This is a genomic window from Pseudomonas onubensis (assembly GCF_965653655.1).
In the GTDB taxonomy this organism is placed as follows: domain Bacteria; phylum Pseudomonadota; class Gammaproteobacteria; order Pseudomonadales; family Pseudomonadaceae; genus Aquipseudomonas.
Window position 1 is genome coordinate 1 of sequence record NZ_CBFHAZ010000002.1, and the last position, 23,162, is coordinate 23,162.

General features: G+C 59.3%; 21 protein-coding genes and 2 rRNA genes. 13 read left to right on the forward strand and 10 right to left on the reverse strand.

The features are described 5' to 3' along the window. The 5 genes from ACTD9P_RS00860 to ACTD9P_RS00880 all read left to right on the forward strand — a co-directional run. A 23S ribosomal RNA gene (locus tag ACTD9P_RS00860) occupies positions 1–108 on the forward strand; the annotation flags it as partial. 151 nt (positions 109–259) lie between these two features. Next, a 5S ribosomal RNA gene (gene rrf, locus ACTD9P_RS00865) occupies positions 260–375 on the forward strand. A 160-nt stretch (positions 376–535) separates the two neighbouring features. After that, complete coding sequence (locus tag ACTD9P_RS00870; protein WP_438866325.1) at positions 536–1,195, forward strand: paraquat-inducible protein A; 660 nt, start codon at positions 536–538, stop codon at positions 1,193–1,195. Further along, a complete protein-coding gene (locus ACTD9P_RS00875; protein WP_017134539.1) occupies positions 1,182–1,805 on the forward strand; it encodes a paraquat-inducible protein A in 624 nt (207 codons plus the stop codon). Before ACTD9P_RS00870 ends, ACTD9P_RS00875 begins: the two co-directional genes overlap by 14 nt. Beyond that, complete coding sequence (locus tag ACTD9P_RS00880) at positions 1,798–4,101, forward strand: PqiB family protein (RefSeq protein ID WP_438866326.1); 2,304 nt, start codon at positions 1,798–1,800, stop codon at positions 4,099–4,101. Before ACTD9P_RS00875 ends, ACTD9P_RS00880 begins: the two co-directional genes overlap by 8 nt. 181 nt (positions 4,102–4,282) lie before the next feature. Here the strand turns inward: ACTD9P_RS00880 and mksF are convergent, their stop codons facing one another. The 3 genes from mksF to mksB are packed head-to-tail and all read right to left on the reverse strand — an operon-like array spanning position 4,283 to position 9,094. Continuing rightward, entirely contained in the window at positions 4,283–7,123 is a 2,841-nt protein-coding gene (gene mksF / locus ACTD9P_RS00885) for an Mks condensin complex protein MksF (RefSeq protein WP_438866327.1), read from the reverse strand. Next, positions 7,120–7,827: an Mks condensin complex protein MksE gene (gene mksE / locus ACTD9P_RS00890; RefSeq protein WP_056859190.1), complete on the reverse strand. Its 708-nt coding sequence runs from the start codon at positions 7,825–7,827 to the stop codon at positions 7,120–7,122. The genes mksF and mksE overlap by 4 nt, the downstream gene beginning before the upstream one ends. After that, the gene (gene mksB, locus ACTD9P_RS00895; protein WP_438866328.1) at positions 7,817–9,094 is read right to left on the reverse strand and encodes an Mks condensin complex protein MksB; all 1,278 of its coding nucleotides are present in this window, start codon (positions 9,092–9,094) and stop codon (positions 7,817–7,819) included. Before mksB ends, mksE begins: the two co-directional genes overlap by 11 nt. Before the next feature lie 187 nt (positions 9,095–9,281). On the opposite strand from mksB, the gene ACTD9P_RS00900 reads away from it, so the two are divergent. After that, positions 9,282–10,025: an SPOR domain-containing protein gene (locus ACTD9P_RS00900; protein WP_438866438.1), complete on the forward strand. Its 744-nt coding sequence runs from the start codon at positions 9,282–9,284 to the stop codon at positions 10,023–10,025. Further along, positions 10,018–10,470 carry a ribosomal protein S18-alanine N-acetyltransferase gene (gene rimI, locus ACTD9P_RS00905; protein WP_005784514.1) on the forward strand — a complete coding sequence of 151 codons (453 nt, stop codon included), beginning with the start codon at positions 10,018–10,020 and terminating at the stop codon, positions 10,468–10,470. Before ACTD9P_RS00900 ends, rimI begins: the two co-directional genes overlap by 8 nt. A 118-nt stretch (positions 10,471–10,588) precedes the next feature. On the opposite strand, the gene ACTD9P_RS00910 is transcribed toward rimI, so the two are convergent. Further along, the gene (locus tag ACTD9P_RS00910) at positions 10,589–10,993 is read right to left on the reverse strand and encodes a serine kinase/phosphatase (RefSeq protein WP_438866329.1); all 405 of its coding nucleotides are present in this window, start codon (positions 10,991–10,993) and stop codon (positions 10,589–10,591) included. A gap of 139 nt (positions 10,994–11,132) precedes the next feature. On the opposite strand from ACTD9P_RS00910, the gene can reads away from it, so the two are divergent. Further along, positions 11,133–11,777 (forward strand): carbonate dehydratase, encoded by a 645-nt coding sequence (can, locus tag ACTD9P_RS00915; RefSeq protein ID WP_438866330.1) that lies wholly within the window; start codon positions 11,133–11,135, stop codon positions 11,775–11,777. Here the strand turns inward: can and ACTD9P_RS00920 are convergent. From ACTD9P_RS00920 to ACTD9P_RS00935, 4 genes are all read right to left on the reverse strand, one after another. Then, positions 11,774–12,298 (reverse strand): SET domain-containing protein-lysine N-methyltransferase, encoded by a 525-nt coding sequence (locus tag ACTD9P_RS00920; RefSeq protein WP_438866331.1) that lies wholly within the window; start codon positions 12,296–12,298, stop codon positions 11,774–11,776. The genes can and ACTD9P_RS00920 overlap by 4 nt on opposite strands. Positions 12,299–12,444: 146 nt before the next feature. Further along, entirely contained in the window at positions 12,445–13,614 is a 1,170-nt protein-coding gene (locus tag ACTD9P_RS00925) for a hypothetical protein (RefSeq protein ID WP_438866332.1), read from the reverse strand. Positions 13,615–13,736: 122 nt separating this feature from the next. Then, entirely contained in the window at positions 13,737–15,437 is a 1,701-nt protein-coding gene (locus ACTD9P_RS00930) for an acid phosphatase (RefSeq protein ID WP_438866333.1), read from the reverse strand. Between the two features lie 100 nt (positions 15,438–15,537). Then, positions 15,538–15,858 (reverse strand): hypothetical protein, encoded by a 321-nt coding sequence (locus tag ACTD9P_RS00935; RefSeq protein ID WP_438866334.1) that lies wholly within the window; start codon positions 15,856–15,858, stop codon positions 15,538–15,540. A gap of 231 nt (positions 15,859–16,089) precedes the next feature. On the opposite strand from ACTD9P_RS00935, the gene ACTD9P_RS00940 reads away from it, so the two are divergent. Together ACTD9P_RS00940 and ACTD9P_RS00945 are read left to right on the forward strand one after the other, a co-directional pair. Next, entirely contained in the window at positions 16,090–16,380 is a 291-nt protein-coding gene (locus ACTD9P_RS00940; RefSeq protein WP_438866335.1) for a nucleotidyltransferase family protein, read from the forward strand. After that, positions 16,377–16,721, forward strand: a complete 345-nt coding sequence (locus tag ACTD9P_RS00945) for a HepT-like ribonuclease domain-containing protein (RefSeq protein WP_438866336.1) — start codon at positions 16,377–16,379, stop codon at positions 16,719–16,721. Before ACTD9P_RS00940 ends, ACTD9P_RS00945 begins: the two co-directional genes overlap by 4 nt. A 34-nt stretch (positions 16,722–16,755) precedes the next feature. Here ACTD9P_RS00945 and ACTD9P_RS00950 read toward each other — a convergent pair whose 3' ends face one another. Continuing rightward, positions 16,756–18,174, reverse strand: a complete 1,419-nt coding sequence (locus ACTD9P_RS00950; RefSeq protein ID WP_438866337.1) for a short-chain fatty acid transporter — start codon at positions 18,172–18,174, stop codon at positions 16,756–16,758. Between the two features lie 186 nt (positions 18,175–18,360). Here ACTD9P_RS00950 and ACTD9P_RS00955 point away from each other — a divergent pair, with 186 nt between their 5' ends. The 3 genes from ACTD9P_RS00955 (at position 18,361) to ACTD9P_RS00965 (ending at position 21,366) form a co-directional block, all read left to right on the forward strand. Then, on the forward strand, positions 18,361–19,674 hold the full coding sequence (locus tag ACTD9P_RS00955) for an MFS transporter (protein WP_438866338.1): 1,314 nt from the start codon (positions 18,361–18,363) through the stop codon (positions 19,672–19,674). 61 nt (positions 19,675–19,735) lie between these two features. Beyond that, on the forward strand, positions 19,736–20,872 hold the full coding sequence (locus ACTD9P_RS00960; RefSeq protein WP_438866339.1) for an XRE family transcriptional regulator: 1,137 nt from the start codon (positions 19,736–19,738) through the stop codon (positions 20,870–20,872). Next, the gene (locus ACTD9P_RS00965; protein ID WP_438866340.1) at positions 20,869–21,366 is read left to right on the forward strand and encodes a DUF4411 family protein; all 498 of its coding nucleotides are present in this window, start codon (positions 20,869–20,871) and stop codon (positions 21,364–21,366) included. Before ACTD9P_RS00960 ends, ACTD9P_RS00965 begins: the two co-directional genes overlap by 4 nt. Positions 21,367–21,641: 275 nt before the next feature. On the opposite strand, the gene ACTD9P_RS00970 is transcribed toward ACTD9P_RS00965, so the two are convergent. Then, on the reverse strand, positions 21,642–23,012 hold the full coding sequence (locus tag ACTD9P_RS00970) for a GntT/GntP/DsdX family permease (protein ID WP_056859179.1): 1,371 nt from the start codon (positions 23,010–23,012) through the stop codon (positions 21,642–21,644). Positions 23,013–23,162: the final 150 nt, after the last annotated feature.

Here is a 23,162-nt window from a genome sequence, read left to right on the forward strand (position 1 = left end):
TTGAGTCCCCTGAAGGGCCGTCGAAGACTACGACGTTGATAGGTTGGGTGTGTAAGCGCTGTGAGGCGTTGAGCTAACCAATACTAATTGCCCGTGAGGCTTGACCATATAACACCCAAGCAATTTGAGTCGAAAGGCCAGATTGCGGTGTGTGAAGACGAGATGAACCGAAAGTTCGACGCTCACAAAACACCGAAAGCTGTCACATACCCAATTTGCTGAAGCGAAGCCATCTGGCTACGACTCAGTACCCGAATTTCTTGACGACCATAGAGCATTGGAACCACCTGATCCCATCCCGAACTCAGTAGTGAAACGATGCATCGCCGATGGTAGTGTGGGGTTTCCCCATGTGAGAGTAGGTCATCGTCAAGATTAAATTCCGAAACCCCTGATTGCTAACGCAATCAGGGGTTTTGTTTTGGGCGCTCGAAAAACCAAACGAGCCCAAACCAGCCGACAAATTTGCACAGTTATTTCTGAACCAGACCATTAGAATAGGCACCTAACCTTTTTTAGAGCTCGAGCCCTATCTATGCCCGATCCGGTTGATACCGTCGAGGTGTCGCAGTTACCACTGGAGGATCTGGTGGCATGCCATGAGTGCGACTTGCTGATGCGCAAACCCGTACTCGCCCTCGGTGAAAAAGCCCAATGCCCACGTTGCGGTTACGAGCTCTACGCTCATCGTCACAACGTGGTTGAGCGAAGCCTCGCCTTGGTGCTGGCGGCATTGTTGCTGTACGTCCCTGCGAACTTTTTACCCATCATGCAGCTCAATCTTCTCGGGCAGTCCTCGGAGGACACCGTTTGGAGCGGCGTGGTGGGTCTGTTCGACACCGGCATGCAAGGTGTAGCGGCTGTGGTGTTCCTGTGCAGCATGGGCATTCCCCTGCTCAAGCTGCTCTGCCAATTGGCTGTGCTGCTGAGTATCCGTTGGAATATCGGTCGCAATTATGGGCTGTTGCTCTACCGCATTTACCATCACCTGAAGGACTGGGGGATGTTGGAGGTGTACCTGATGGGTGTGCTGGTCGCCATCGTCAAGCTCGCGGACATGGCCTCCATCACCATTGGCCTGGGGCTTGTCTGCTTCGTCAGTTTATTAGTGGTCCAAGTACTGCTGGAGGTGGTGATGTCGCCCCACCAGATCTGGCAAGCGCTTTCAGGAGAGGATGATCATGCGGGCGATTGATGCAGGCATTCTGATTTGTACCGAATGCCACGAGCTGAACAAGCAAGAGGCGGATACCGATGAACAACTGTGCACCCGCTGCGGTGCGCTGATCCATGCGCGTCGCCCCAACAGCCTCGTGCGTACCTGGGCGTTGCTGATCACGGCAGCTATCCTGTACATCCCGGCCAATCTGTTGCCAATCATGACCATCAACTCCCTCGGCCAGGGTGATCCCAGTACTATCATGGCGGGCGTGATTCAGCTGGTGCAGCACGGAATGTTTCCCATCGCGGCGGTGGTATTTATCGCCAGTATTCTGGTGCCGACGTTCAAACTGGTGGGCATTGGCTTGTTGCTGTTTTCGGTGCAACGTCACCAACCGCTGTCCGCACAACAGCGCATTATCATGTACCGCTTTATCGAATTCATTGGCCGCTGGTCCATGCTGGATATCTTCGTGATCGCCATCCTGGTGGCGGTTGTTAACTTTGGGCGACTTGCCAGTGTCGAGGCCAATCTCGGTGCGGCAGCGTTCGCCAGTGTGGTGATCTTGACGATGCTTGCCGCAGTAACTTTTGATCCCCGACTGATTTGGGATAACACGGAGTCGGACGACGACCATGAGTGATTTGCCTAAAGCTAAAACCCGCCCGGCCTCCAATTGGTCGGCCATTTGGGTGCTTCCCCTGATTGCGCTGATCATCGGCGGCTGGCTGGGATGGCGTGCCTATTCCCAACAGGGCATCGAGATCCAGGTGCGCTTTGAAAGTGGCGAGGGCATCCAGGTCAACAAAACCGAAGTGGTCTACAAAGGCATGACGGTGGGCAAGGTCAAAGCCTTGGCCCTGGATGACGAAGGCAGCAATCGCGGGGTAATCGCCACCATCGAGATGAACAAGGACGTCGAGCAATACCTCAAGACCAACACACGCTTCTGGCTGGTAAAACCCAGCGTCAGCCTCGCCGGTATCACCGGCCTGGAAACCCTGGTCTCGGGTAACTACATTGCCGCCAGCCCTGGCGATGGCGAGCCCACGCGCAAATTCAAGGCGCTCTCCGAAGAGCCGCCGTTATCTGACGCCAAGCCTGGCCTGCACCTGACCCTTAAAGCCGATCGCCTCGGCTCACTGAATCGCGGCAGCCCGGTGTTCTATAAGCAGATCCAGGTTGGCCAGGTCAAAAGCTACCTGCTGTCCGAGGACCAGAGCACCGTCGAGATCAAGGTCTACATCGAGCCGACCTACGCCAGCCTGGTGCGCAAACACACGCGTTTCTGGAACGCAAGCGGCATCAGCATCGACGCCAATCTATCCGGTGTAAAAGTGCGCAGCGAATCGCTGTCCAGCATCGTCGCTGGCGGTATCGCGTTCGCCACCCCAGAAAATCGCAAGGACAGCCCGCCGACCGATCCGAGCCTGCCTTTCCGTCTTTATGAGGATTTCGACGCCGCCGCCGCCGGCATCAAGGTCAAGGTCAAGCTCACCGACTTCGAAGGCCTGCAGGCCGGGCGCACTCCGGTCATGTACAAGGGCATTCAGGTCGGCAGCCTGAAAACTCTGAAGATTGACCCGGACCTGTCCAGCGCCCATGCCGAGCTGACCCTCGACCCGCTCGCCGAAGACTACCTGGTGCAAGACACCCAGTTCTGGGTGGTCAAGCCGTCCATCTCCCTGGCCGGCATCACCGGTCTGGAGGCGTTGGTAAAAGGTAACTATATCGCCATCCGCCCCGGCGACAAAGGCAGCGCACCGCAACGTGAGTACGTCGCCCGCGCCAAAGCGCCGCCACTGGATTTGCGCTCCCCGGGTCTGCACATGGTGCTGTTCACCGATAACTTAGGCTCCCTGGATGTGGGCAGCCCGATCCTCTACAAGCAGGTCAAGGTCGGTTCGGTGCAGAGCTACCAGTTCTCGCGCAAGAACAAGCAACTGGTGATCGGTGTTCACATCGAGAAGGAATACGAAAACCTCGTTAACGGTTCGACGCGTTTCTGGAATGCCAGCGGCGTCACCTTGACTGGCGGCCTCACCGGCGGCATCCAGGTGAAGAGTGAATCCCTGGCCAGCCTGATGGCCGGCGGTATCGCCTTCGAAACCCCGGAACCGAATGTACCGCTTAAAAAGCGCATCCCGCGTTTCCGCCTGTTTGCCGATCGCGAAGCGGCCAACCAGCACGGCACCCTGGTGACCATCAAGGTTGATCGCGCCGACGGCCTGCGCCCTGGCACACCAATACGCTTCAAAGGCCTCGACGTGGGCAAAATCGAGAACGTCGACCTCAGCGCCGACATGCAGTCGGTATTGCTCAGCGCCCGGATCACCCAAGTGGCTGATCGTATTGCGCGCAGTGGCAGCCAGTTCTGGGTGGTCAAGCCTGAGCTGGGCCTGATGAAAACCGCGAACCTGGAGACCCTGGTCACCGGCCAATACATCGAAGTGCAGCCCGCGGTGAAAAACGCCGGGCCGCAAAAGAGCTTCGTCGCGCTGGACAAGCCACCAGAGGCTGTTCACCAGGAAGCAGGCCTGAGCCTGGTCCTCAGCGCCGCACGCCGTGGTTCGCTGAAGGAAGGCGTGCCCGTCACTTACCGTGAAGTCACTGTAGGCAAAGTCACCGGCTACGAATTGGGCCAGACCGCCGACCGGGTGCTGGTGCACATTTTGATCGAACCTAAATACGCACCACTGGTGCGCAGTGGCAGCCGCTTCTGGAATACCAGTGGGTTTGGTTTGGACTTCGGCTTGTTCAAGGGGGCGACGGTGCGCACGGAGTCACTGGAGACGTTGGTGGCCGGTGGTATCGCCTTCGCCACGCCAGATGGCGAGCGGATGGGCAATGCGGCGCGACCGCAGCAGACGTTCCCGTTGTTTGACAAGTTTGAGGATGAGTGGCTGACTTGGGCGCCTAAAATCCCGCTCGGCAAGTAGACCGAGGCGCGGCCTTCGCGAGCAAGCCCGCTCCCACATTCGACCGCATTCCAAAGGTGGAACTCGGTCAAATGTGGGAGCGGGCTTGCTCGCGAAGAGGCCCTGGATAACACCACAAAGGCTCAATAAAAAAGGCCGCGATCCAAACAGATCGCGGCCTTTTACATTTCAGCGCAGTAGCTTAAACCTCATCCAACTCCGGCTCATCCGCCTGCACATTCACCGTCGCCTTCACCACATCATGACGACGGATGTACTTCCAGTCCGCCTCATCGATGTAGATACCATTCGGCCCGCTGCCGCCTTCCAGGTCGATCGCCACCTGGGCGGACACCTGCGGCTTCACACTGGCCAGAATCGGCACAAAGCCCAGCTGCAAACTGGTTTCCAGCAACGCCGCCTGGTTCTTCTCGTCGATGTCCGCTGCCTCATCGAGGTAGTACGGCAAACGCACGCGCCCGGCCTGGTCACGGTCCATCAAGTGCAGCAACAAGTACATGTTGGTCAGCGCCTTGATGGTCATGGTGGTGCCGTTGGACGCCGCGCCGTCGATGTCGGTGTGAATCACCGGCTGGCCATGCACCTTGGTGATTTCGAACGCCAACTCGAACAAGTCCTTGAGGCCCAACTGGTTATGGTTGGCGGCCACAAGACGGGCCAGGTATTCCTTGGCCTCTTCGTTCTTGTTGTCCTGTTCGGCGCTCTGGCTCAGGTCGAACACCGATAGGGTTTCGCCTTCTTCATACTGACCGGCACTGTGGATGATCTGATCGATATGCTTGAGGGCTTCCTTGTTCGGTGCCAGCACGATGCGGAAGCTTTGCAGGTTCGATACCTGACGCTTGTTGATCTCGCGGTTGAACAAGGCCAACTGATGCTCAAGGCTGTCGTAGTCACTGCGAATATTGCGCAAGGTCCGCGCAATATCGGTAACCGCCGCACGGCGCGCCTTGCCCAGGGTCAGGGCTTCATCGGTGCGGTGCGCATACGCGTTGATCAGCAATTGCAGACGACGCTCCACGTCATCCTCGCTGTCGAACTTGGCCACGCCCTTGAGGCGCACCTGTGCATACAGCGCCTCAATCTGGCCATCAGCGCGCAGCAAACCTTGCCAGCTGTCCTGATAGTCATTGAGCAATGGCAACAGGTTGTCCATGGAGTCGTCGACCGGATCCATGAACGGCGTGCCGAACGGCAGGTCGGCCGGCAACAACTGACGACGACGCAAGGCGTCATCCAGCGTGCGTTGCTTGGCTTCCATATCGCCGATCTGACGGCCGACCAGTTGCAGCTTGGCCGACAACTGCTGGACACGCTCGGTGAAGGCATCACTGGAGCGCTTCAACTCGTCTTGCGCGGCTTCCATCTGCGCCAGGTTTTCGAGCTTCTCGCCTTCTTCCGCGCTCAGGGTTTGTGCGCGACGGAAGTCTTCCAGCGCTTTCTGCGCATCCAGCACTTGCTGGTACAGCGCTTCGGTTTGGGTCTTGCTCGCCGCACGGTCAGAGGCTACAGCCTGCTGAGTCTTGAGCTGCTTGAGTTCTTTTTCCAGACGCTCTTTCTGGTCGCGCAACGCCGCGCGATCGGCCAGCGCCTGCAATGCCGGTGGTTCGATATGGGAGATGTCGATCGACAGCCCCGGCACTTCAAATTTTTCACCCTTGAAGCCATCAAGGATCTGCTCCAGGGATTTAACCCACTGGCCATCCTCATCCAGCGTGATGCCATGCTCGCCCAGCGGCAAACTGAACAACGAACTGTTGAACAGGCGCATCAGACGCTCGACATCCTGCTGTGAGAATTCTTCACGCAGTTTGGCGTAACTGTTGTTGTCGGCGTGGTCGAGCTGCTGCTTGACCGACTTCAAGCGTTTTTCCAGGTCGCGCAAACGCTCTTCCAAGTCCTCTGCGCTGAACTGTCGGGATTGCGCCAGGGCGCCCGCCAATTCATCGTGCGCATCCTTGGCCGCCAACAGTTGCTGCTCCAGCACCTTGACGTCATCCACCAGCGCAAAGCGATGCTTGAGCACCGACAGCTCGCCCAGCCAGCGCTGGATGCCACTGATCTCGCGCTCCAGACGCATCAGTTCCTGGGTGCCGCCACGCTGATCGTTTTGCAGCGCGTCCTGCTCGTTACGGTAGTGCTCGGCCTGGATAGTCAGCTCTTCCTTGCGCGCACTGGCGTAGTCCGACCAAGTGCCCAGCAACGAATCCAGCAAGGGCGACAGGCGATGCAATTTGCCGCGCAATACATCGCGCAAACGCACGCCATTGGCGAGAGCCTCAACCAACGGCCCGGCAGCCACCAGCGAGTTGTAGTCCTGCTCCATGCGCCTTACATCACGGAAGGCTTCTTCGCACGCGGCGATGTAGTCCACGCTGCCGGAACGCAGGCTGTGCTCGAACGCATCCAGGAACAATTGCTTGAGCTTGGCCGCGGTGATTTCGCGCATGTGCAGCAGGTTGATAAACAGCGCGCGGAAAGTCTTCAGGCTCTGTTCGCTGGTGGAGCGCAGCGGAATCAGGGTCAGGTCCAGCGGGATTGATGTGTGGCCACCGACCAGCAAGCGCCGCAGTTCATCCGGCTTGAGTTCGTAGGCTTTCAGGCCTTCGCGCTCAAGGTTGGTGAACAGCTCTTTCTGACGCAGGCAGGTGTCGTTCTTCTGGTAGTGGGCCAAATCCAGTTTGCCGGCATAGGCAAAGAACTGGTGGCCGAAACCGCCGCCAGGGCCGCGCCCGACCACGCCGATCACGTGCGGGCCGTGGGGCAGCGAGACTTCCACGAGGATGTAGCTGGTGTCGGTGGCAAAGTAGAAGCGCCGCGATTGTTCCAGGGTGTACTTGCCGAAACTCATGTCCGACATGCGCGCCAGGATCGGGAACTGCAAGGCGTTGATCGACGCAGATTTACCCAGGTTATTCGCGCCGTACACCGACAGCGGTTCTTCCAGCGGGAACAAGCCCAGGCTGTAACCGGCGGTGTTCAATAGGGCGAAGCGGCGGATGCCGTAGCGTTCCTTACTCATGCGTCGGTCTCCTGTTCTTCGGCAATGGCGCGGGCCATCGCGTCTTCTTCGCTTTCTTCTTCGAAGTCGCTGAGGTCCAGCGGGTCATCGGTTTTCAGCAGCTTCTCGTCGCTGTCTTCATCAATGATCACCGGCGCCGGCAATGGCAGCACACTGTGTACGCTGGCGGCCAGGTCACGGTCCTGCTGCACCGACAGGCATACGTCGAGGAAGCGGTGCATCGGCGGCAGGAAGCGATAGATGCCGTTGTCTTCGCTGGCAAAACCCAGTTGGGTCATGCGGCGCATGATTTTTTCTTCGAGTTCTTCCTGGGTCTGCACTTCGGCCTGGATAAACAGGTCGCGGTACTTTTCCAACAACGACGGCAACTCATCGCGGCCCAGGCTGCCGCCATCGAGCACGGCGATCGGGTCGCGGCCTTGATCGGCCAGGTGCTCGACGATGATGAAAGTGAACAGCGCCAAACGTTGCGCGGTCTTGTTGACCTGCGCCGCCGCCACGGCAGTGTCCGGCACAAAGTAATAGAAACCGCGTGTGTCACACACCAGCTCAAAGCCCAAGGCCTTGAACAGCGTGCGGTACTGGTCCTGGAAATTGGACAACTGCGCGTACAGCTCCGGGTCGCGGCGGCTGACGTGGTAACCCTTGAACAGCTCGCGAAAGATCGGTGCCAGCTGGGACAGTTCGGATAGATCAAGATGCATAAGGCGTGCTCGCAGAATTCTCGGTGGCATCGGTGCCAGCCGGGAGCAGGGCGAATGAGCGCAGGCTGACCTGGTGCTCGTGTGTGTGGTAGTCGCGGCGTTCCAGGCGTTCGCGCTTGAAGCGTTTTTCACGCGAGAGCCGTGAGAACCAGTACAGCAATTCGTCGGTGGCGCCGTCCGGTTCCTGCTCCAGCAGCCAGGTCATCAGGTCCGGCATCGGCAGCGCGTCTTCGCAGCGCTCGAGCATTTCCTTGACCGTGCGCGGCGCACGTTGGGCTTCGCCCTTGTGGGTTTTGTGCGCCTTGGGGAAACGCGCCGGTTTCGGCTCGAAGTTGGCCAGGGCATACACGTAGGCTTCGACCTGGCTGGCACTGCCGAGGAAGGTGCTTTGCGGGCGGGTAAACATCGGCATTGCGGCCTGCGGCACCGCATCCAGGCCTTTACGGCGAATGGCCGACAAGGCCAGCGCCGCGCCACGGGTCACGGCGTTGTGGCGGCGCGCTTCTTCACGCAGCGGCAGCAGCAGTTCGCGGGCATGGCGCAAGGTCAGCTGGGCGCTGGTTTGCATTTCGAGGATGCGCGCGTGGGTGCGCAGCAGCATGTCGTCGTCCACCAAGTGGCCGAGGCGCTGCTGCTCGGTGAGCATGCGCAGCAGCACATTCTCGACCTTGCGCACGCCTTGCTCGAAGGCGCCGTCGGCGTTCACCAGTTGGATCATCGGTTCGACGTATTCGTCCCAGGTCGCCAGTACCTCGGCGTAACGCTGGCGCAACGGAATCTGCCGGTCGCTGGTCTTGGCGCGGTCGGCCACGGCAGCCAGGGCCTGTTCGTCGTTGGCGAGCTTTTTCAGCACATCCCGCACGCGCATATCCAGCAGGCGCAGTTGGCGGGCCAGGTCGTGGCCATCACGGATGTCGAAGGCGTCCTGGATATAGCCTGCCAGGCGCTCGAGGTGGCGCAGGTAGGCTTCGATTTCCAGGCACAGGCCAAGCCGGTGCTCCTTGCGAAGATAGGCGAGAAAGTCGTGGATCTGTGCGTTGAGCTCGAAACGGTTCGGGCTCTTGGCGACAGGCACCAGGATATCCAGGCGAATCCACACGTCCAACAGGCTGGTGATGTCCTGTGGCGTGCTGTCCAGTTGTTGGGCCGCCAGTTGTGCGCGCAACTCGCCCAGGCTCAAGGTGCCTTGGTCGAAGTGTTCGCACAGTGGCTCAAGCAAGGCCCAGTGTTCGGCGAGGGCGCGCAAGACGCGCTTGGGTTCGATCATCGGAATGGCCGGCTGGTTGGCGAATAAAAGTCGCGATTGTACTGCATCAGGCGCGGGATTTATCCACAGCCGGTCAGTGCGCAGTGGGCGATTGTTACCGAACAGCGGTAGAATCCCCGCTCTTTAGTTATCCACAAGTGGCCGAGCTGTGCTTATCGAGTCCCGACGTCGCGCTTACTTGACCGCCATGCAGGTGGTCAACTGGCTGCCCCGCACCGAACTGCCGTTTGCCGCCCCGTCGCGGCCCGAGCTGCTGCAGGCGCTTGAGCCCTATGAGGCGTTCGAGGTGTCGGGCGAGGAAGCCGCTGCGCCGGTGACGGTGGCCAAGCCTGCGCCCGAAACGCAGCCAACGGTGGAGCGTGCCAAGGTCGAAGTGCCGCGTCCGTCGCCGGTGGCCAAACCTGTGGCGGCCGAAGCGCCAGCGCCGGTGGTCAAGGCCCCGGTGGTGGCGCCGCCACGCTTTGCCCTGCAATTGCTGCGGGCCGGGCGCTGCCTGCTGCTGGTGGAACTGCCTACGGGCGAACGTTTCCAGACTCGCGACCCGGCCTACATGCTGCTAAAAGACATGCTGCGCGCCGCCGGCCTGCCCGACAGCCCGCAAATCGTCGGCGACCCCGTGCGCTGGCCGCTGCTGGTGCGCGGCAACATGGACCAGGGCCCGGAGGCTGCACGGGATTTTGTCCAGGGTTTTGTCTCGGCGCGCCTGGAAGACGAACCCTGCGTGTGCCTGTGGCTGATCGGCCTGCCCGCCGTGCGTTTTGCCGGTGAGGCGAATGCCGAAGCCTGGTACCGCGAGCTGCAGGTCGAAGGCCTGGGCTCGGTATGGGCCTTGCCGGGCCTGGAATTATTAATGGAAGAGCCACAGCGTAAGGCTGATGTCTGGCAAGCCATGCGCCGGCTGATGGCGCGCTGGAAAAGTACCGATGAGTGAAGCTTTATCCTTTCGCCCGATGACCGAGGCGGACCTCGATGCTGTACTTAAGATTGAATACGCGGCGTTCAGCCATCCCTGGACTCGCGGGATTTTTCTCGATGGGCTGGGCAAGTACCAGATCTGGCTGATGTTCGAAGGTGAGCAACAGGTGGGCCACGGTGTGGTGCAGATCATCCTTGATGAAGCGCACTTGCTGAATATCACTGTCAAGCCGGAAAACCAGGGTCGTGGCCTGGGGTTGGCGCTGCTGGAGCACCTGATGTCCCGCGCTTACGCCGCCAGTGCGCGGGAGTGCTTTCTGGAAGTGCGTGACAGCAATACCGGCGCATTCCGGCTGTATGAGCGCTACGGCTTCAACGAAATTGGCCGTCGGCGCGATTACTACCCGGCCGTAGGCGGGCGCGAAGATGCAGTCGTGATGGCTTGTACCTTAGTTGACTGAACGCTGAACCTCTGTGGGAGCGGGCTTGCTCGCGAATGCGGTGTGTCAGTCGATATATCTTTAACTGATCCACCGCATTCGCGAGCAAGCCCGCTCCCACATTTTGAACGGTGCGGTGTCAGCGGTTACCGTCTATCGGGTCAATATCCGCCAATTCGGCCTCATCCAACCCATTCCCGCCGCCAATCTCATCTTCATCCACAATGCTCAAGTCGTAATCCGCCGGGTTATCCTCACCGGCTTCATGGGCATCCCGCGCGCCATCCTCATGGATCAGCGTTTCCGGGCTCATGTCATCATCCGTGGACTCATGATCATCGGTCGAGGCTCCAGTCATGCCAGCTTCGCGCATCCGTTCGTCGGGCATCAGGTGTTCGCGCTCGCGGCGCGGCAGTTCATCGCCGATTTCCGCGGTCGGCTCTTGCTCGTCAAAATCCAGCTCGCGCATCTCACCCATGCGGTCTTCGTTGTCATCAATCGGTTCGGGCTGTGTAGCGCCGTAGGGACGTCGTGATTCAGTCATGGCCAATCCTCATACTGTGGGGCTTATAGTGTGTGGACAGGCACGGCTCGCCAAAGATTCAAGCTAATTTGCGGGCGGCGTGACCCGGACGAGGGGTCGTCAGTCACAAAACTGCGCATCATTCCTGAGGCTTTCCCTGATGAACGAACTACAAGACCTGCTTGATAACAACGAACGCTGGGCGGATGCGATCAAACAGGAAGATCCCGAATTCTTCGCCAAGCTCGCCCGCCAGCAAACCCCGGAATACCTTTGGATCGGCTGCTCCGACGCGCGCGTTCCGGCCAACGAAATCGTCGGCATGCTGCCCGGCGACCTGTTCGTGCACCGCAACGTGGCCAACGTGGTGCTGCACACCGACCTCAATTGCCTGTCGGTGATCCAGTACGCGGTGGACGTGCTCAAGGTCAAACACATCCTCGTCACCGGCCACTATGGCTGCGGTGGCGTGCGTGCGTCGATGCAGGACCGCCAGTTCGGCCTGATCGACGGCTGGCTGCGCACTATTCGCGACCTTTATTACGAAAACCGCGAGGTGCTGGCCCAACTGCGCACCGAAGAGGAGCGGGTGGACCGCATGTGCGAGTTGAACGTGATTCAGCAAGTCGCCAACGTCGGTCATACCAGCATTGTGCAAAACGCCTGGCACCGTGGGCAGAGCCTGTCGATCCACGGCTGCATCTACGGCATCAAGGATGGCCGCTGGAAAAGCTTGAACACCACCATCAGTGGCTTCGAGCAACTGCCGCCGCAGTATCGCCTGCGCCCACTGGGCGAAGCCTAAGGCCGTTTGCGCAGGCGCCATTGGGTCATGAACGCCTGGCCTTCGGCGTTCAATGGCTCTTTGGCGCCGGTGATCCAGCCCCGGCAGTTCAGCTCGCCGCATCGGCAGGCGAACTGCCGGAACAGCGCATCCTCGGTGGTGGCGTAGTCCATCGTCAGCAAGGTGCCGGCCGCAATGGGTTGCACGGTCCAGACCTCCAGGTACGTGGCATCGAAAAACACGTTTGGATTGCACGAGTGCAACATCAGGCGGGTGAACCACGGGTCATACAGGTGAATGCGTGACGAGAGCTGCAAGGTGTGCGCACGTCGCTCGCTCAAGGCGTAGCCGGACACTCTGGCAATGCGCACGCGGCTGTCAAAGGCGACGCGTGCCTTGAGTGCGGCCCCCATTCCATTTGCATCGCGTACGACCTGGAAGTGCCGGGTCGAGGGGTAACCCTGTTCAACGAGCACCGTCTTGAAGGGGTAGAGGCAGCTACTCTCAGCGGTTTTAGCCTTATCCATGGCTTGAGTTTTCATAACTCTCCTGGCCTAGGCTGCATCGACCTGCGATGGGGTCTGACTTCCAGTCTTGCAGCGGATGGGTGCCGTTCAAGACTCGCTGAAGTTGTAGCCGATTTCTACTGTCAGATCTGACAGTAGAAATCGGTTATATTTTGTACGATTTACAGCGCTGGGGCTGTAACAGCGGGGATTGGGGCGGCGTCTTTCAGCTGTTTCAGCTGCGCCTTGATGGGCGGGGTGGCGCATTTGGCGTTGGCTTGCTCCGGGGTCAGGTTGCGCACCGAGGTGTAGAACAGCTCGCAGGTCTGCTCCTTACGCGTAACTTGCCAGGTGTTCATGCACGCCTTGAGCAATACATTCGGGTCACTGGCAGGTTTCTGGCCCATGCCGGCTTGCCAGCAGGCGGCGCTCAAATCTTGCCCCATCACTTTCAAACCGGCCTCATCGGCTTTTTGTTCATTGCCGTCATAGCTGGCCGGATCTGCCGCATACCAGATGTAGCTCGGGTGGTTGGAGCCCAGTACCGACACGGTTTTACCGGCAACCGGGCTGATCTGCGCCAGACCCAGCACCGCCACGGTCTGGCCGTACTGTTGTTTGATCCAGTTACGCACCGGTGCGCCGAACGCGACCATCGGCAATGAGCCGTTGGCGTGCAGGCTCAGCTCCTTGACCATGCGCGTCTGGTAATCGGCAAAGTAGCTGTAGACGTTTTCCAGGTCCTTGCCCGCATTGGACGGCGCGGCGATCGGCGCAATATCGATGATGGTCTGGTAGGCCGGGGTTTCCGTGGCCGGGATGCCATTATCCGTGAGCAAAGTGGCCCAGCGGTCGGTGGTGGCCGACTCCAGGTAATCCTGGGCCTGGGTCAGCGAGTAGTCCGGCGGGAAGTGCAGCAGTTCGATGCTCTTGCGGTTTTCCAGGGCCATGCCGAGCGGCAGGAACAAGTACCAGTTGTAGGCCCACTTACCGTCGCTGTTAAGTTTGCTGGCGCCTTGATAGGCCAGGTCGGCGGTGTTGAGCAGTGTGGTCAGGGGCTGGCCGTAATGTTCGGGCACACCGCTGAAGGTGGCTGAAACCTGGCCATCGTGGGTTTTCACACTGACCTTGGCACGGCTGTAGCCGTCGCGCTGCAAGCTCTGGTTCAAATAGTGCTCGGCGGTCTGCTCCAGCGTCCACGGCCGAAAGCAGACCACGTTGCAGTTATTGGGGAAAGCGAACAGTTGGGTGACGCGTTGCGTGCTGCCCAGTGGTACTTCGATGTCGGCCTGTACGACCGCACTGGCCAGCAGTGCGGCCAGGGTGAAGGACAGCCTGGTCGGTTTAAACATAATTGGTTCCTTGTCAGCGAAAGCCCGTCTGCGCGGGGTGAAAGCCCACTTGCACACAGTAGCGGTTGACCAGGAAAACCGCGTGCTAAATCGCCAGGCATGTCGCTATTGGATAAGAAAACCTACCGGTTGAACTGCAAGGCGGTGCTTAAATCGCCCATGGGCTTCTGGCCGCGAGCGATCATCGCGTCATCGCGCTGCTTGAGGCCGTCCAGTGTCTCCAGCTGGAACACGCGGGTGATCAAACGCAGGATCGATGCGGTGTCGTAAACCGTGTGGTCCACCGTGCCTTTGCGTGCAAACGGTGACACCACCAATGCCGGAATACGCGTGCCTGGGCCCCAGCGGTCGCCCTTGGGCGGTGCCACGTGGTCCCACCAGCCGCCGTTTTCATCGACGGTGACCACCACCACCATGTTTTTCCATTGCGGGCTCTCTTGCAGCACTTTCAAGGCGCGGGCGATATGGCGGTCGCCCGAGGCCACATCGGCGTAGCCGGCGTGCATGTTCAGGTTGCCCTGGGGCTTGTAGAACGTCACGGCGGGCAGCTTGCCGGCCTGGGCATCGGCGAAGAACTTGTTGGTGCCGGAATCATCGCCTAAACCGCCGTCACGCAAGCGTTTGTCGCGCTCTGCACGGTTTTGCGGGCCTTGTTGCTTGAAGTAGTTGAACGGCTGATGGTGATACTGGAAGTTCGGAATTTTCGGGATACCGCCTGAGTCCTTGAACTGGTCCAGGGTCGCCTGCCAGGCGCCGGCATACCAGGCCCAATCGACGTTCTTTTTCGACAGTTTGTCGCCGATATGCTCGTGGGTTTGCGGCACCAGCACGTTGGGCAGGTCGGGCTTGGAATAGTCCGGATTTTCCGGGTCGCGAATCCACGTCGGCCAGTACGGCGGCGCCAGGGTGTTCACGCCGTAGCCGTCTGGCGTCAAGGCACTGGGGCCGAACTGCGGCGGGCCAGTCATGGCGCTGGCCGGGGACTTGTCCAGCGGCTTGAGGCGCGGGTCGGTGGGGTCATCGCTTTGCAGCGTGGCGATCTGCGCCTTGGCCACCGAAAGCGCTGCATGCGGATAAAATGGCGCGGTGGCGCTGATCAGGTACTGGTGGTTGAGGAACGAGCCACCGAAAGCGCCCTGGAAGAAGTTGTCGCACAGCACAAACTCTTTGGCCACGTCCCACAGACGCAGGGAATAACGGCTCTGGGCGTAGTAACCCATCACCAGGCCGCCGGAGTCGGCCCAGGCGACAAAGTTGTCGTTCTTGCCGCCATTGATCTGCATCTGGTTCTGGTAGAACACATGCCACAAGTCGCGGGTGACCAGGCTCAGCGGCAAGTCCTCGGCGTTCGGGCCTTTGAGCGCGAATGGCGCGTTGGGCAGGTTTTCCTGGAATTGCACTTCGCTGGGGTAAGTCACCCCATCCACGCTTTGCGGGCCGACCTGCAGTACGCCGCCCCAGGCCGGTGGCAGAGTGGTGAGCAGGCTGCCATCACGGTCACGTTGCTGCACGTCGGCAGCGGAGAGCGCCGACAGTGGTTTCTCCACACCAGGGAAGTCTGCAAACAGGTTGTTGAAGCTGCGGTTCTCGGCGTAGATCACCACCACCGTCTTCACCTGTTCGTACAAGGCCTTGTCCAGCTCTTGCGGCGTCAGCGGTCGCGCCTCTGGCTTGCCCGGTGCGTCATTGGTGCTGCCGCAGGCACTCAAGGTCGCGCCAACCCCCAGCACCGCCGCGCCCCCGAGGAAACGCCGACGGCTGGTGTCCACGGGCGGTTGGGTTACGGAATCGGGAGAAGGGCGGTCTTCGTGCTCGTCACTCATTGCTGGGCGTTCCTGCTGGCTGGTTGTTGCAAGATATTTCGCAGGACGGTAGCAATGCAATGTGACGGAACGAAGACAGCGGTTTGAACGCTAAGGGCGATTACAACAAGTGCAGTGCCAACTGGCTACCCGCACGCAAGTACTCCACCTGAGCCGTCAGCGCATCCTTGACGATGGCCTCGCCCGTGTCGGTCAGCTCGGCTTTTTTTGCATCGATGACCGTGGTTTGCAAAAGCTGCATGGCCACGTCCATCACTTTTTGGAAGGCTGTGACGTTATTGTGCAGGCCAAACTCGTTGACGACGGCAGCCATACGCCGATCGGCATCGTCTCGCAGAGCTCTGTACTCGACGAACGATACGCGGTCGTCCTTGTAGATATCATTGATCAACTCTTCCAGTGATTTGGACAGCGGCGTCATCGGATTTTCCTTGGCGTGTTGTGAGTGGTAAGCCAAGGCAGGTTAATCAAAGGCGCGGGTGAGAGAAGTCAGAGGCTGTCACCGCAATGAGTGGGAAAGCCCGATACATCTGGCCAGAGAGTTAGCAATGCAATGTGACGCAATGACGAGGTCGATGCGAGGACTCGGGCATGTATACACACGCCCAGCGCTGCTAGACTGCTTCAATAATGGATGCCACTGAGGTGAGCCGTGAAACCTTCAATCGCTCTTGATCTAAAACGGGCTGCTGTCAGAGAGGTGGTGGGGCGTTTCCGTATCTCAAATCCAAGGGTATTTGGGTCTGTGTTACTAGGCACCGATCTAGATGGCAGCGACCTTGATTTGTTGGTCGATGCTCCGCCGGGAACCACGCTTTTTGATCTTGGTGGGTTGCAGGTCGAGCTGGAGGATCTGCTCGGGGTCAATGTGGACCTTCTGACGCCTGGCGATTTACCTGTGAAGTTTCGCGCAAAAGTGTTGGCTGAGGCTCGCCCGGTATGACAGCGAGCCGCCTCGGGGACTACCTGGATCACATAAGGCAAGCCACGGCTGACGCAATCACATTTGTTGAAGGCTTGAACAAAGAAGAGTTTCTTGAAGACAAGCGTACACAGCAAGCTGTTGTCATGAGTCTGATCATCGTTGGTGAGGCATCAACGAAAATCATGGATCACTACCCAGACTTCACTGCGAGTCATCCGCAGATACCTTGGCGTAGCATGCGCGGGATGCGCAACCGGATTGCCCACGGTTATTTCGATATCAACCTCGATGTAGTTTGGGACACGATCCAGAACGCATTGCCTGATCTATTGAATCGCCTTCCTGTGGTTCCTGTTTGACTGCACCTGTTGAAACAGGTGCAGTCTCGATCGTCTAAGGCATCACCGGCGGCAAATACTTCAACGTCGTCCCCAACGCCCACAACAGAAACAACACCAGCGGCGTGTGCACCAGCAGCTGCACAAACGAAAACCCGATCAAATCCCTTGCCTTTAGCCCCAGCACGCCCAGCAGAGGCAGCATATAAAACGGGTTGATCAAGTTCGGCAGCGCCTCAGCCGCGTTATAGATCTGCACCGCCCAGCCCAGGTGGTATTGCAGGTCATTGGCCACTTGCATCACATACGGCGCTTCAATAATCCATTTGCCACCGCCCGACGGGATAAAGAAGCCCAGCACCGCCGAGTACACGCCCATCAACAGCGCGTAGGTGTCGTGGGAGGCGATGGAGGTGAAGAACAACGAGATATGGTGCGCCAGGGTCTGGCCGTCACCGCCTTTCACCACGGTCATCAGCGCGGCGATCGAGCCGTACAACGGAAACTGGATCAGCACGCCCGTGGTGGTCGGCACTGCACGTGCCACCGCATCCAGGAAGCTGCGCGGGCGCCAGTGCAGCAGCGCGCCGACCATGATGAACAGGAAGTTATAGGTGTTAAGCCCCGAAATCGCACTGATCGCAGGTTTGGTCGAGAACTCATGGAACAACCAGCCAGCCGCCAGCAAGGCCAGCAGGATAGTCAGCAGCGGGCTGTGTTCCAGCCATTCGCCCGGACGCGTCGGCGGTTGTGGTTTAGGCATATTGAAGGCCGGGTCGACACCACACGCCTTGGCATCACGCGCACTGCTCGGTCCGGGCGCAGTGGCATAGGCGATGATCAGCGACACCACGATCAGCGCCAGCAACAGCACGCCCGACTGCCACAAAAAGATGGTCTCGGTGAACGGAATCATCCCAGTGATCGACAGGATCGACGGCGGCAAGCTGGCCGGGTTGGCCTGCAACTGCGCCGCCGATGACGACAGCCCCAATGCCCACACTGCGCCCAATCCCAAATAAGCGGCAGCACCGGCAGCGCGGTAATCCATGCGCAAATCCGTGCGGCGAGCCAGTGCGCGTACCAATAAGCCACCGAACACCAGGGACAAGCCCCAGTTGAGCAAAGACGCGACCATGGAAATCAACGCGACCCACGCCACCGCCGAGCGGCCATTCTTGGGGATACGTGCCAGACGGTCGATCAGCTTTACGGCGGGCGGCGAACTGGCCACCACATACCCGCCGATCACCACAAAGGCCATCTGCATGGTGAATGGGATCAGGCTCCAGAACCCGTCGCCAAACGCCTTGGCGGCTTCGGTGGGTGCGGCGCCCATGCCCAGGGTCGCCACGGCAACAATGATCACCGCCAGGGCGGCAAACACCCAGGAATCCGGAAACCAGCGTTCGGCGAAGTTGGAGCAGCGCAGGGCAAATCGGGCATAGCGGCTTTCTTCGATAGCATCGGCCACGAGTCTTTCCTTTTGTATTTATTATGGGTGTTGGCAGTTTTACGGCATGTTCCGCTACGGGCATTGATATGGGAATGCAGTTATCTTCATCGATCCATGAGGAAAACAAATATATCTGTCGCGATTGCCATCACTGGGCGCAGCTCATAACCTGCACGCCATTTTGTTTGTCTGCCGAGCCTTTACATGACTGCCACCTTTTCCCCACAGGCGCAGCGTTTTTCCCGCTCCGACTACAAAACCCTGGGCCTGGCCGCCTTGGGCGGCGCCCTGGAAATCTACGACTTCATTATCTTTGTGTTCTTTGCGCTGACCCTCAGCCAGCTGTTCTTCCCGCCGGAAATGCCCGAATGGCTGCGCCTGCTGCAAAGTTTCGGCATCTTCGTCACCGGCTACCTGGCGCGCCCGCTGGGCGGCATCCTGATGGCGCACTTCGCTGACCATCTGGGGCGCAAACGCGTGTTCAGCCTGAGCATCCTGATGATGGCCTTGCCGTGCCTGCTGATCGGGATCATGCCCACTTACGCGCAAATCGGTTATTTCGCCCCGCTGATCCTGCTGGCCCTGCGCGTGCTGCAAGGCGCCGCAGTCGGCGGCGAAGTACCGAGTGCCTGGACCTTCGTCGCCGAACACGCACCGCGCCACCACCGAGGCTACGCCCTGGGCTTCCTGCAAGCCGGGCTGACCTTTGGCTATCTGCTCGGTGCACTCACGGCCACCTTGCTGGCACAAATCTTCACCCCCGCCGAGATCCTCGACTACGCCTGGCGCTTCCCGTTTCTGCTCGGCGGCGTGTTCGGTGTGATCGGCGTGTGGCTGCGCCGCTGGCTCAGCGAAACCCCGGTGTTCCTCGAAATGCAGGCCCGCCGCCAGGCCGCCGCTGAAATGCCGTTGCGCACGGTGTTGCGCGACCATCGCGCGGTGTTGCTGCCGGCGATGATCCTCACTTGCGTGCTCACCTCGGCGGTGGTCGTACTCGTAGTGATCACCCCGACCATGATGCAAAAAACCTTCGGCATGAGCCCCAGCCACACCTTCGCCCTAAGCGCGCTGGGCATCGTCTTCCTGAATATCGGCTGCGTGCTCGCCGGTTTGCTGGTGGACCGCATAGGCGCCTGGCGCGCAGTGCTGGTCTACAGCCTGGTGCTGCCGGTGGGCATTGCGGTGCTGTACGCCAGCCTGATCAGTGGCGGCGTTTGGCTGGGCGCGGCGTATGCCGTGGCGGGCTTGAGTTGCGGCGTGGTGGGCGCGGTGCCGTCGGTGATGGTCGGCCTGTTCCCGGCGCAGGTGCGGGTGTCGGGAATCTCCTTCACCTACAACATTGCTTACGCACTGTGGGCGAGTACGACGCCACTGTTGTTGATCGCGTTGATGCCGACCAGCCCGTGGATTTGCGTGGGTTACTGCGTGGTGATGGGCGCGGTGGGCGTGGCGAGTGTGGCGCTTTTTGGTAAGCGACACCCAGTAAACGTTGTTACAAATGGCACGTGGGGCCATTAATTGACGGGTAGGTGAGGCGCTCCTATAGTCACGTCCACTCCTGACGAGCACAGCATGCCCCATGACTCAGACCGCCTATATCAACCCTGCAATCCTGTTCTGGTCTCGCCAGCGGGCGGGGCTGTCTGAGGCGCAGGTTGCCAAAGGCCTCATGGTCAAATTGGAAAGGCTGAAGGAGTGGGAAGGTGGCCAGAGCCTTCCCTCTTTCCACCAGGCGCAAAAGTGGGCTGCAATCGTGCACGTCCCTTTCGGCTATCTTTTTCTCCGGGCTCCTCCTCCCGAACATCTCCCTCTTCCAGACCTGCGGACCCTGGGTGGCGTTTTTCCAGACAAGCCCAGCTTGAACCTGATGGACACAGTGAAAGACGTGCTCCGCAAGCAAGACTGGTACTTGGAATACTTGCAGGATCATGAGCGTTCCCCTCTGCCCTTCGTGGGAAGCTTCACTAGCCGTTCGGCCATCAAAGATGTGGTTGCAGATATTCGTCGCGTACTTGGCGTCACCGACGCTTTTGCTCGAATGGGTTATGAAGACTATGTGAGAGCTTTGGTGAGTGGTGCAGAAGAAGCCGGAATTCTCGTCATGCGCAGTGGTGTCGCTTTGGGCAATACCCACAGAAAACTTGATGTCAGTGAGTTTCGAGGATTTGCGATCAGCAATCCTATGGCGCCCGTGGTTTTCATCAACAGCGCGGACGCGCCAACGGCACGCCTTTTTACTTTAATGCATGAACTGGCGCATATCTGGATTGGCAGCACGGGCGTGTCCGATGGCAGCAATCAAAGTGCCCGTCAGGAGGAAGCATTTTGCAACGCGGTGGCGGGAGAGTTTCTGGCGCCGGAAAATGTTTTTCGAGCGCACTGGAGTTCGGATGTTCGCTGGGAAGAAAATTTGGGGCCATTGGCTGGACGTTTTCGCGTCAGTACATTGGTGATTGCCCGTCGTGCCCGTGACCTTGGCTACATCAGTAATGATCAATACGGCACTTACTACCGTCGGATCTTGCAGGAGTATCGAGATAAAGACGGTAGTGGAGGGGATTACTACCGCACAGCGGCTATCAGGAACAGTACCCGGTTGAGCAAGGCCGTTCTCGCAGAAGCGCAGAGCGGGAGGATTTTGTTGCGAGACGCAGGAAAACTGTTGGGTGTGCAGCCAGCCAAGTTAAAAACTTATGGGATGAAGCTATCGGCATGAAGCATCTATTGGATTCGAATACGCTGATCGAGGCCAAGAACCGTTATTACGCGATGACAATTTGCCCAGGCTATTGGGCCTGGATACTGCAGCAGCATCAGGCGTTGGAAATTGCCAGTATTGTTCCGGTCCGTGACGAGTTAGCCAAAGGCAATGACGAGTTGACGCAGTGGGTAAAGGGCAATTCCAGCTTGTTTGAAGATTCGAATGATCAACAGACCCAAGCAGCCTTTGGGAATACCGTCTCAAGAATTGCTGAACAGGTATCGGTAATGAAGGCTGGTGCGCTGGAGGAGTTTCTTGAGGGCGCAGATGCTTGGCTGATAGCCAAGGCTATGACGACAGGGGCGGTAGTTGTCACTCATGAGGTCTATAACCCTGACATCAAACGCAAGTACACCATTCCTAATGTCTGCTCGCTGTTTGGCGTCCCCTATATGAACACCTTTGAATTGCTCGATAAACTCGACGCTCGTTTCGTCTTACATCACTGACAAAGTGAGGGGAAGAAGGCTTCCCCTCTATGTGCATAAGTATCTACACAACCGGTTAACACGAAGTCTGTGGCAGGTGGGCTGTTGTGGCGAGCAGGCTTGTCCTGCGTTGGGCTGCGAAGCGGCCCCAGTAAAGGCACTGCAATTTTCCTGAAAGAACTCAGCATCTGGGTTTGGGGCTGCTTCGCAGCCCAACGCAGGACAAGCCTGCTCGCCACAGGAGAAATTGGCTGCCTTCAAAGTTGTGTAGATACCCATGCCTCTATGTGGCGTCTTCAGGTCAAAAAGTGCCAGAGCAGCAGCGTACCGACCAGCCCGACGACTGAAACAATGGTCTGCAACACCGACCATACCCAAATCGTCTGCTTCAACTGCAAACCAAAGTACTCACGCACCATCCAGAATCCAGCGTCGTTGACGTGACAGAAGAACACCGAGCCCGCGCCAATCGCCAGCGCCACCAAAGAACTCTGGGTCGCGGCCAGCCCGGCCATCATCGGTGCGAGGATGCCCGCCGTGGTGGTGGTAGCGACCGTCGCGGAGCCGGTGGCCTGGCGCAGGGCTACGGCAATCAACCACGCCAGCAGCAGATACGGCATGTGCGCGCCTTCGGCGACCTTGCTGATGGTCTGGCTGACACCGGCGTCCAGCAGGGTTTGCTTGAGGCCGCCGCCGGCGCCGATGGTCAGCAGTAACACGGCGATGGGCGCGAGGGCTTTGCGCAGGGTGTTGCCGACCTCGGCACGCGGCATGCCGGCGGCCCAACCCAGACAGATCACGGCAGCGATGACGGCCAGGCCGAGGGCGATCAGCGGTTCACCGAGGAACTTCAAGGTCAGGCCGACGGTACTTTCTGCCGGTAACGCGACTTTGGCCAAGGTGCTGCCAAGCATTAAAATCACCGGCAACAAAATGATCAGCAGCGACACGCCAAAGCTTGGCTGACGCGGCGCCTTGGGCGGTGCGCTGAACAGCGCGCCGATGTCGGCCGGCTCATCCACGTGCAGGCGCTTGGACAGCCAGTTGCCATAGAGCGGGCCAGCGAGAATCACGGCCGGCACCGCCAGGCAGAAGCCCAGCAGCATGGTCAGGCCCAGGTCGGCGTGCAACGCGCCCACCGCAATCAACGGCCCCGGATGCGGTGGCATCAGGGCGTGCAGGGTGGTCATGCCCGCCAGCGCCGGGATGGCGATTTTCAGCAGTGGCTGATTCGAACGTTTGGCCATCACGAAGATGATCGGCACCATCATCACCAGGCCGACCTCGAAGAACAGCGGCAAACCAATCACCATGGCCACCAGCGCCATCACCCACGGCAGTGACTTGCCTTTGCCCAATCCGAGCAAGGTAGTGGCGATGCGGTCGGCCGCGCCGGATTCGGCCATCAGTGCGCCGAGCATCGAGCCCAGGGCAATGATGATCCCGGCTTCACCGAGGATCGCCCCGGCGCCTTTGCTGAAGGCTTTGGCGACTTCTTCCGGTGGCAACCCGGCGCCCACACCGGCGATAAACGTACCGATCAGGATCGACAGGAACGGCGGCAGCTTGGTGGCACTGATCAACACAATGATGCTGGCGATGGCCAGTAGAACGCAGAACATGAGGCGGGTGTCGTGAACCATCCACGCGGCAGTCGATAACTCCAAGACGGGACTCCTTATCGAACAGGTTGGTTAATTTGTTTCTTTTTGTTTCCTGCGTGAAAAGCATACCTGATAGAACTGTCGCAGAGCTTTCATGGGCGATTTTGGTGCGCTCAATCTAACGGTGAGCTGTCGGGCGAGTGACAAGTTTGC

Excerpts from the sequence above, each read along its gene's own strand:
- ACTD9P_RS00945 (WP_438866336.1), top strand. The coding sequence starts at position 16,377 with ATGACAGCGAGCCGCCTCGGGGACTACCTGGATCACATAAGGCAAGCC.
- ACTD9P_RS00960 (WP_438866339.1), top strand. The coding sequence starts at position 19,736 with ATGACTCAGACCGCCTATATCAACCCTGCAATCCTGTTCTGGTCTCGC.
- ACTD9P_RS00870 (WP_438866325.1), top strand. The coding sequence starts at position 536 with ATGCCCGATCCGGTTGATACCGTCGAGGTGTCGCAGTTACCACTGGAG.
- ACTD9P_RS00955 (WP_438866338.1), top strand. The coding sequence starts at position 18,361 with ATGACTGCCACCTTTTCCCCACAGGCGCAGCGTTTTTCCCGCTCCGAC.
- ACTD9P_RS00920 (WP_438866331.1), bottom strand. The coding sequence starts at position 12,298 with ATGAAAACTCAAGCCATGGATAAGGCTAAAACCGCTGAGAGTAGCTGC.
- mksE (WP_056859190.1), bottom strand. The coding sequence starts at position 7,827 with ATGCATCTTGATCTATCCGAACTGTCCCAGCTGGCACCGATCTTTCGC.
- ACTD9P_RS00935 (WP_438866334.1), bottom strand. The coding sequence starts at position 15,858 with ATGACGCCGCTGTCCAAATCACTGGAAGAGTTGATCAATGATATCTAC.
- ACTD9P_RS00925 (WP_438866332.1), bottom strand. The coding sequence starts at position 13,614 with ATGTTTAAACCGACCAGGCTGTCCTTCACCCTGGCCGCACTGCTGGCC.
- ACTD9P_RS00875 (WP_017134539.1), top strand. The coding sequence starts at position 1,182 with ATGCGGGCGATTGATGCAGGCATTCTGATTTGTACCGAATGCCACGAG.
- can (WP_438866330.1), top strand. The coding sequence starts at position 11,133 with ATGAACGAACTACAAGACCTGCTTGATAACAACGAACGCTGGGCGGAT.
- rimI (WP_005784514.1), top strand. The coding sequence starts at position 10,018 with ATGAGTGAAGCTTTATCCTTTCGCCCGATGACCGAGGCGGACCTCGAT.
- ACTD9P_RS00930 (WP_438866333.1), bottom strand. The coding sequence starts at position 15,437 with ATGAGTGACGAGCACGAAGACCGCCCTTCTCCCGATTCCGTAACCCAA.
- mksF (WP_438866327.1), bottom strand. The coding sequence starts at position 7,123 with ATGAGTAAGGAACGCTACGGCATCCGCCGCTTCGCCCTATTGAACACC.
- ACTD9P_RS00900 (WP_438866438.1), top strand. The coding sequence starts at position 9,282 with ATGCAGGTGGTCAACTGGCTGCCCCGCACCGAACTGCCGTTTGCCGCC.
- ACTD9P_RS00910 (WP_438866329.1), bottom strand. The coding sequence starts at position 10,993 with ATGACTGAATCACGACGTCCCTACGGCGCTACACAGCCCGAACCGATT.
- ACTD9P_RS00965 (WP_438866340.1), top strand. The coding sequence starts at position 20,869 with ATGAAGCATCTATTGGATTCGAATACGCTGATCGAGGCCAAGAACCGT.
- mksB (WP_438866328.1), bottom strand. The coding sequence starts at position 9,094 with ATGATCGAACCCAAGCGCGTCTTGCGCGCCCTCGCCGAACACTGGGCC.
- ACTD9P_RS00880 (WP_438866326.1), top strand. The coding sequence starts at position 1,798 with ATGAGTGATTTGCCTAAAGCTAAAACCCGCCCGGCCTCCAATTGGTCG.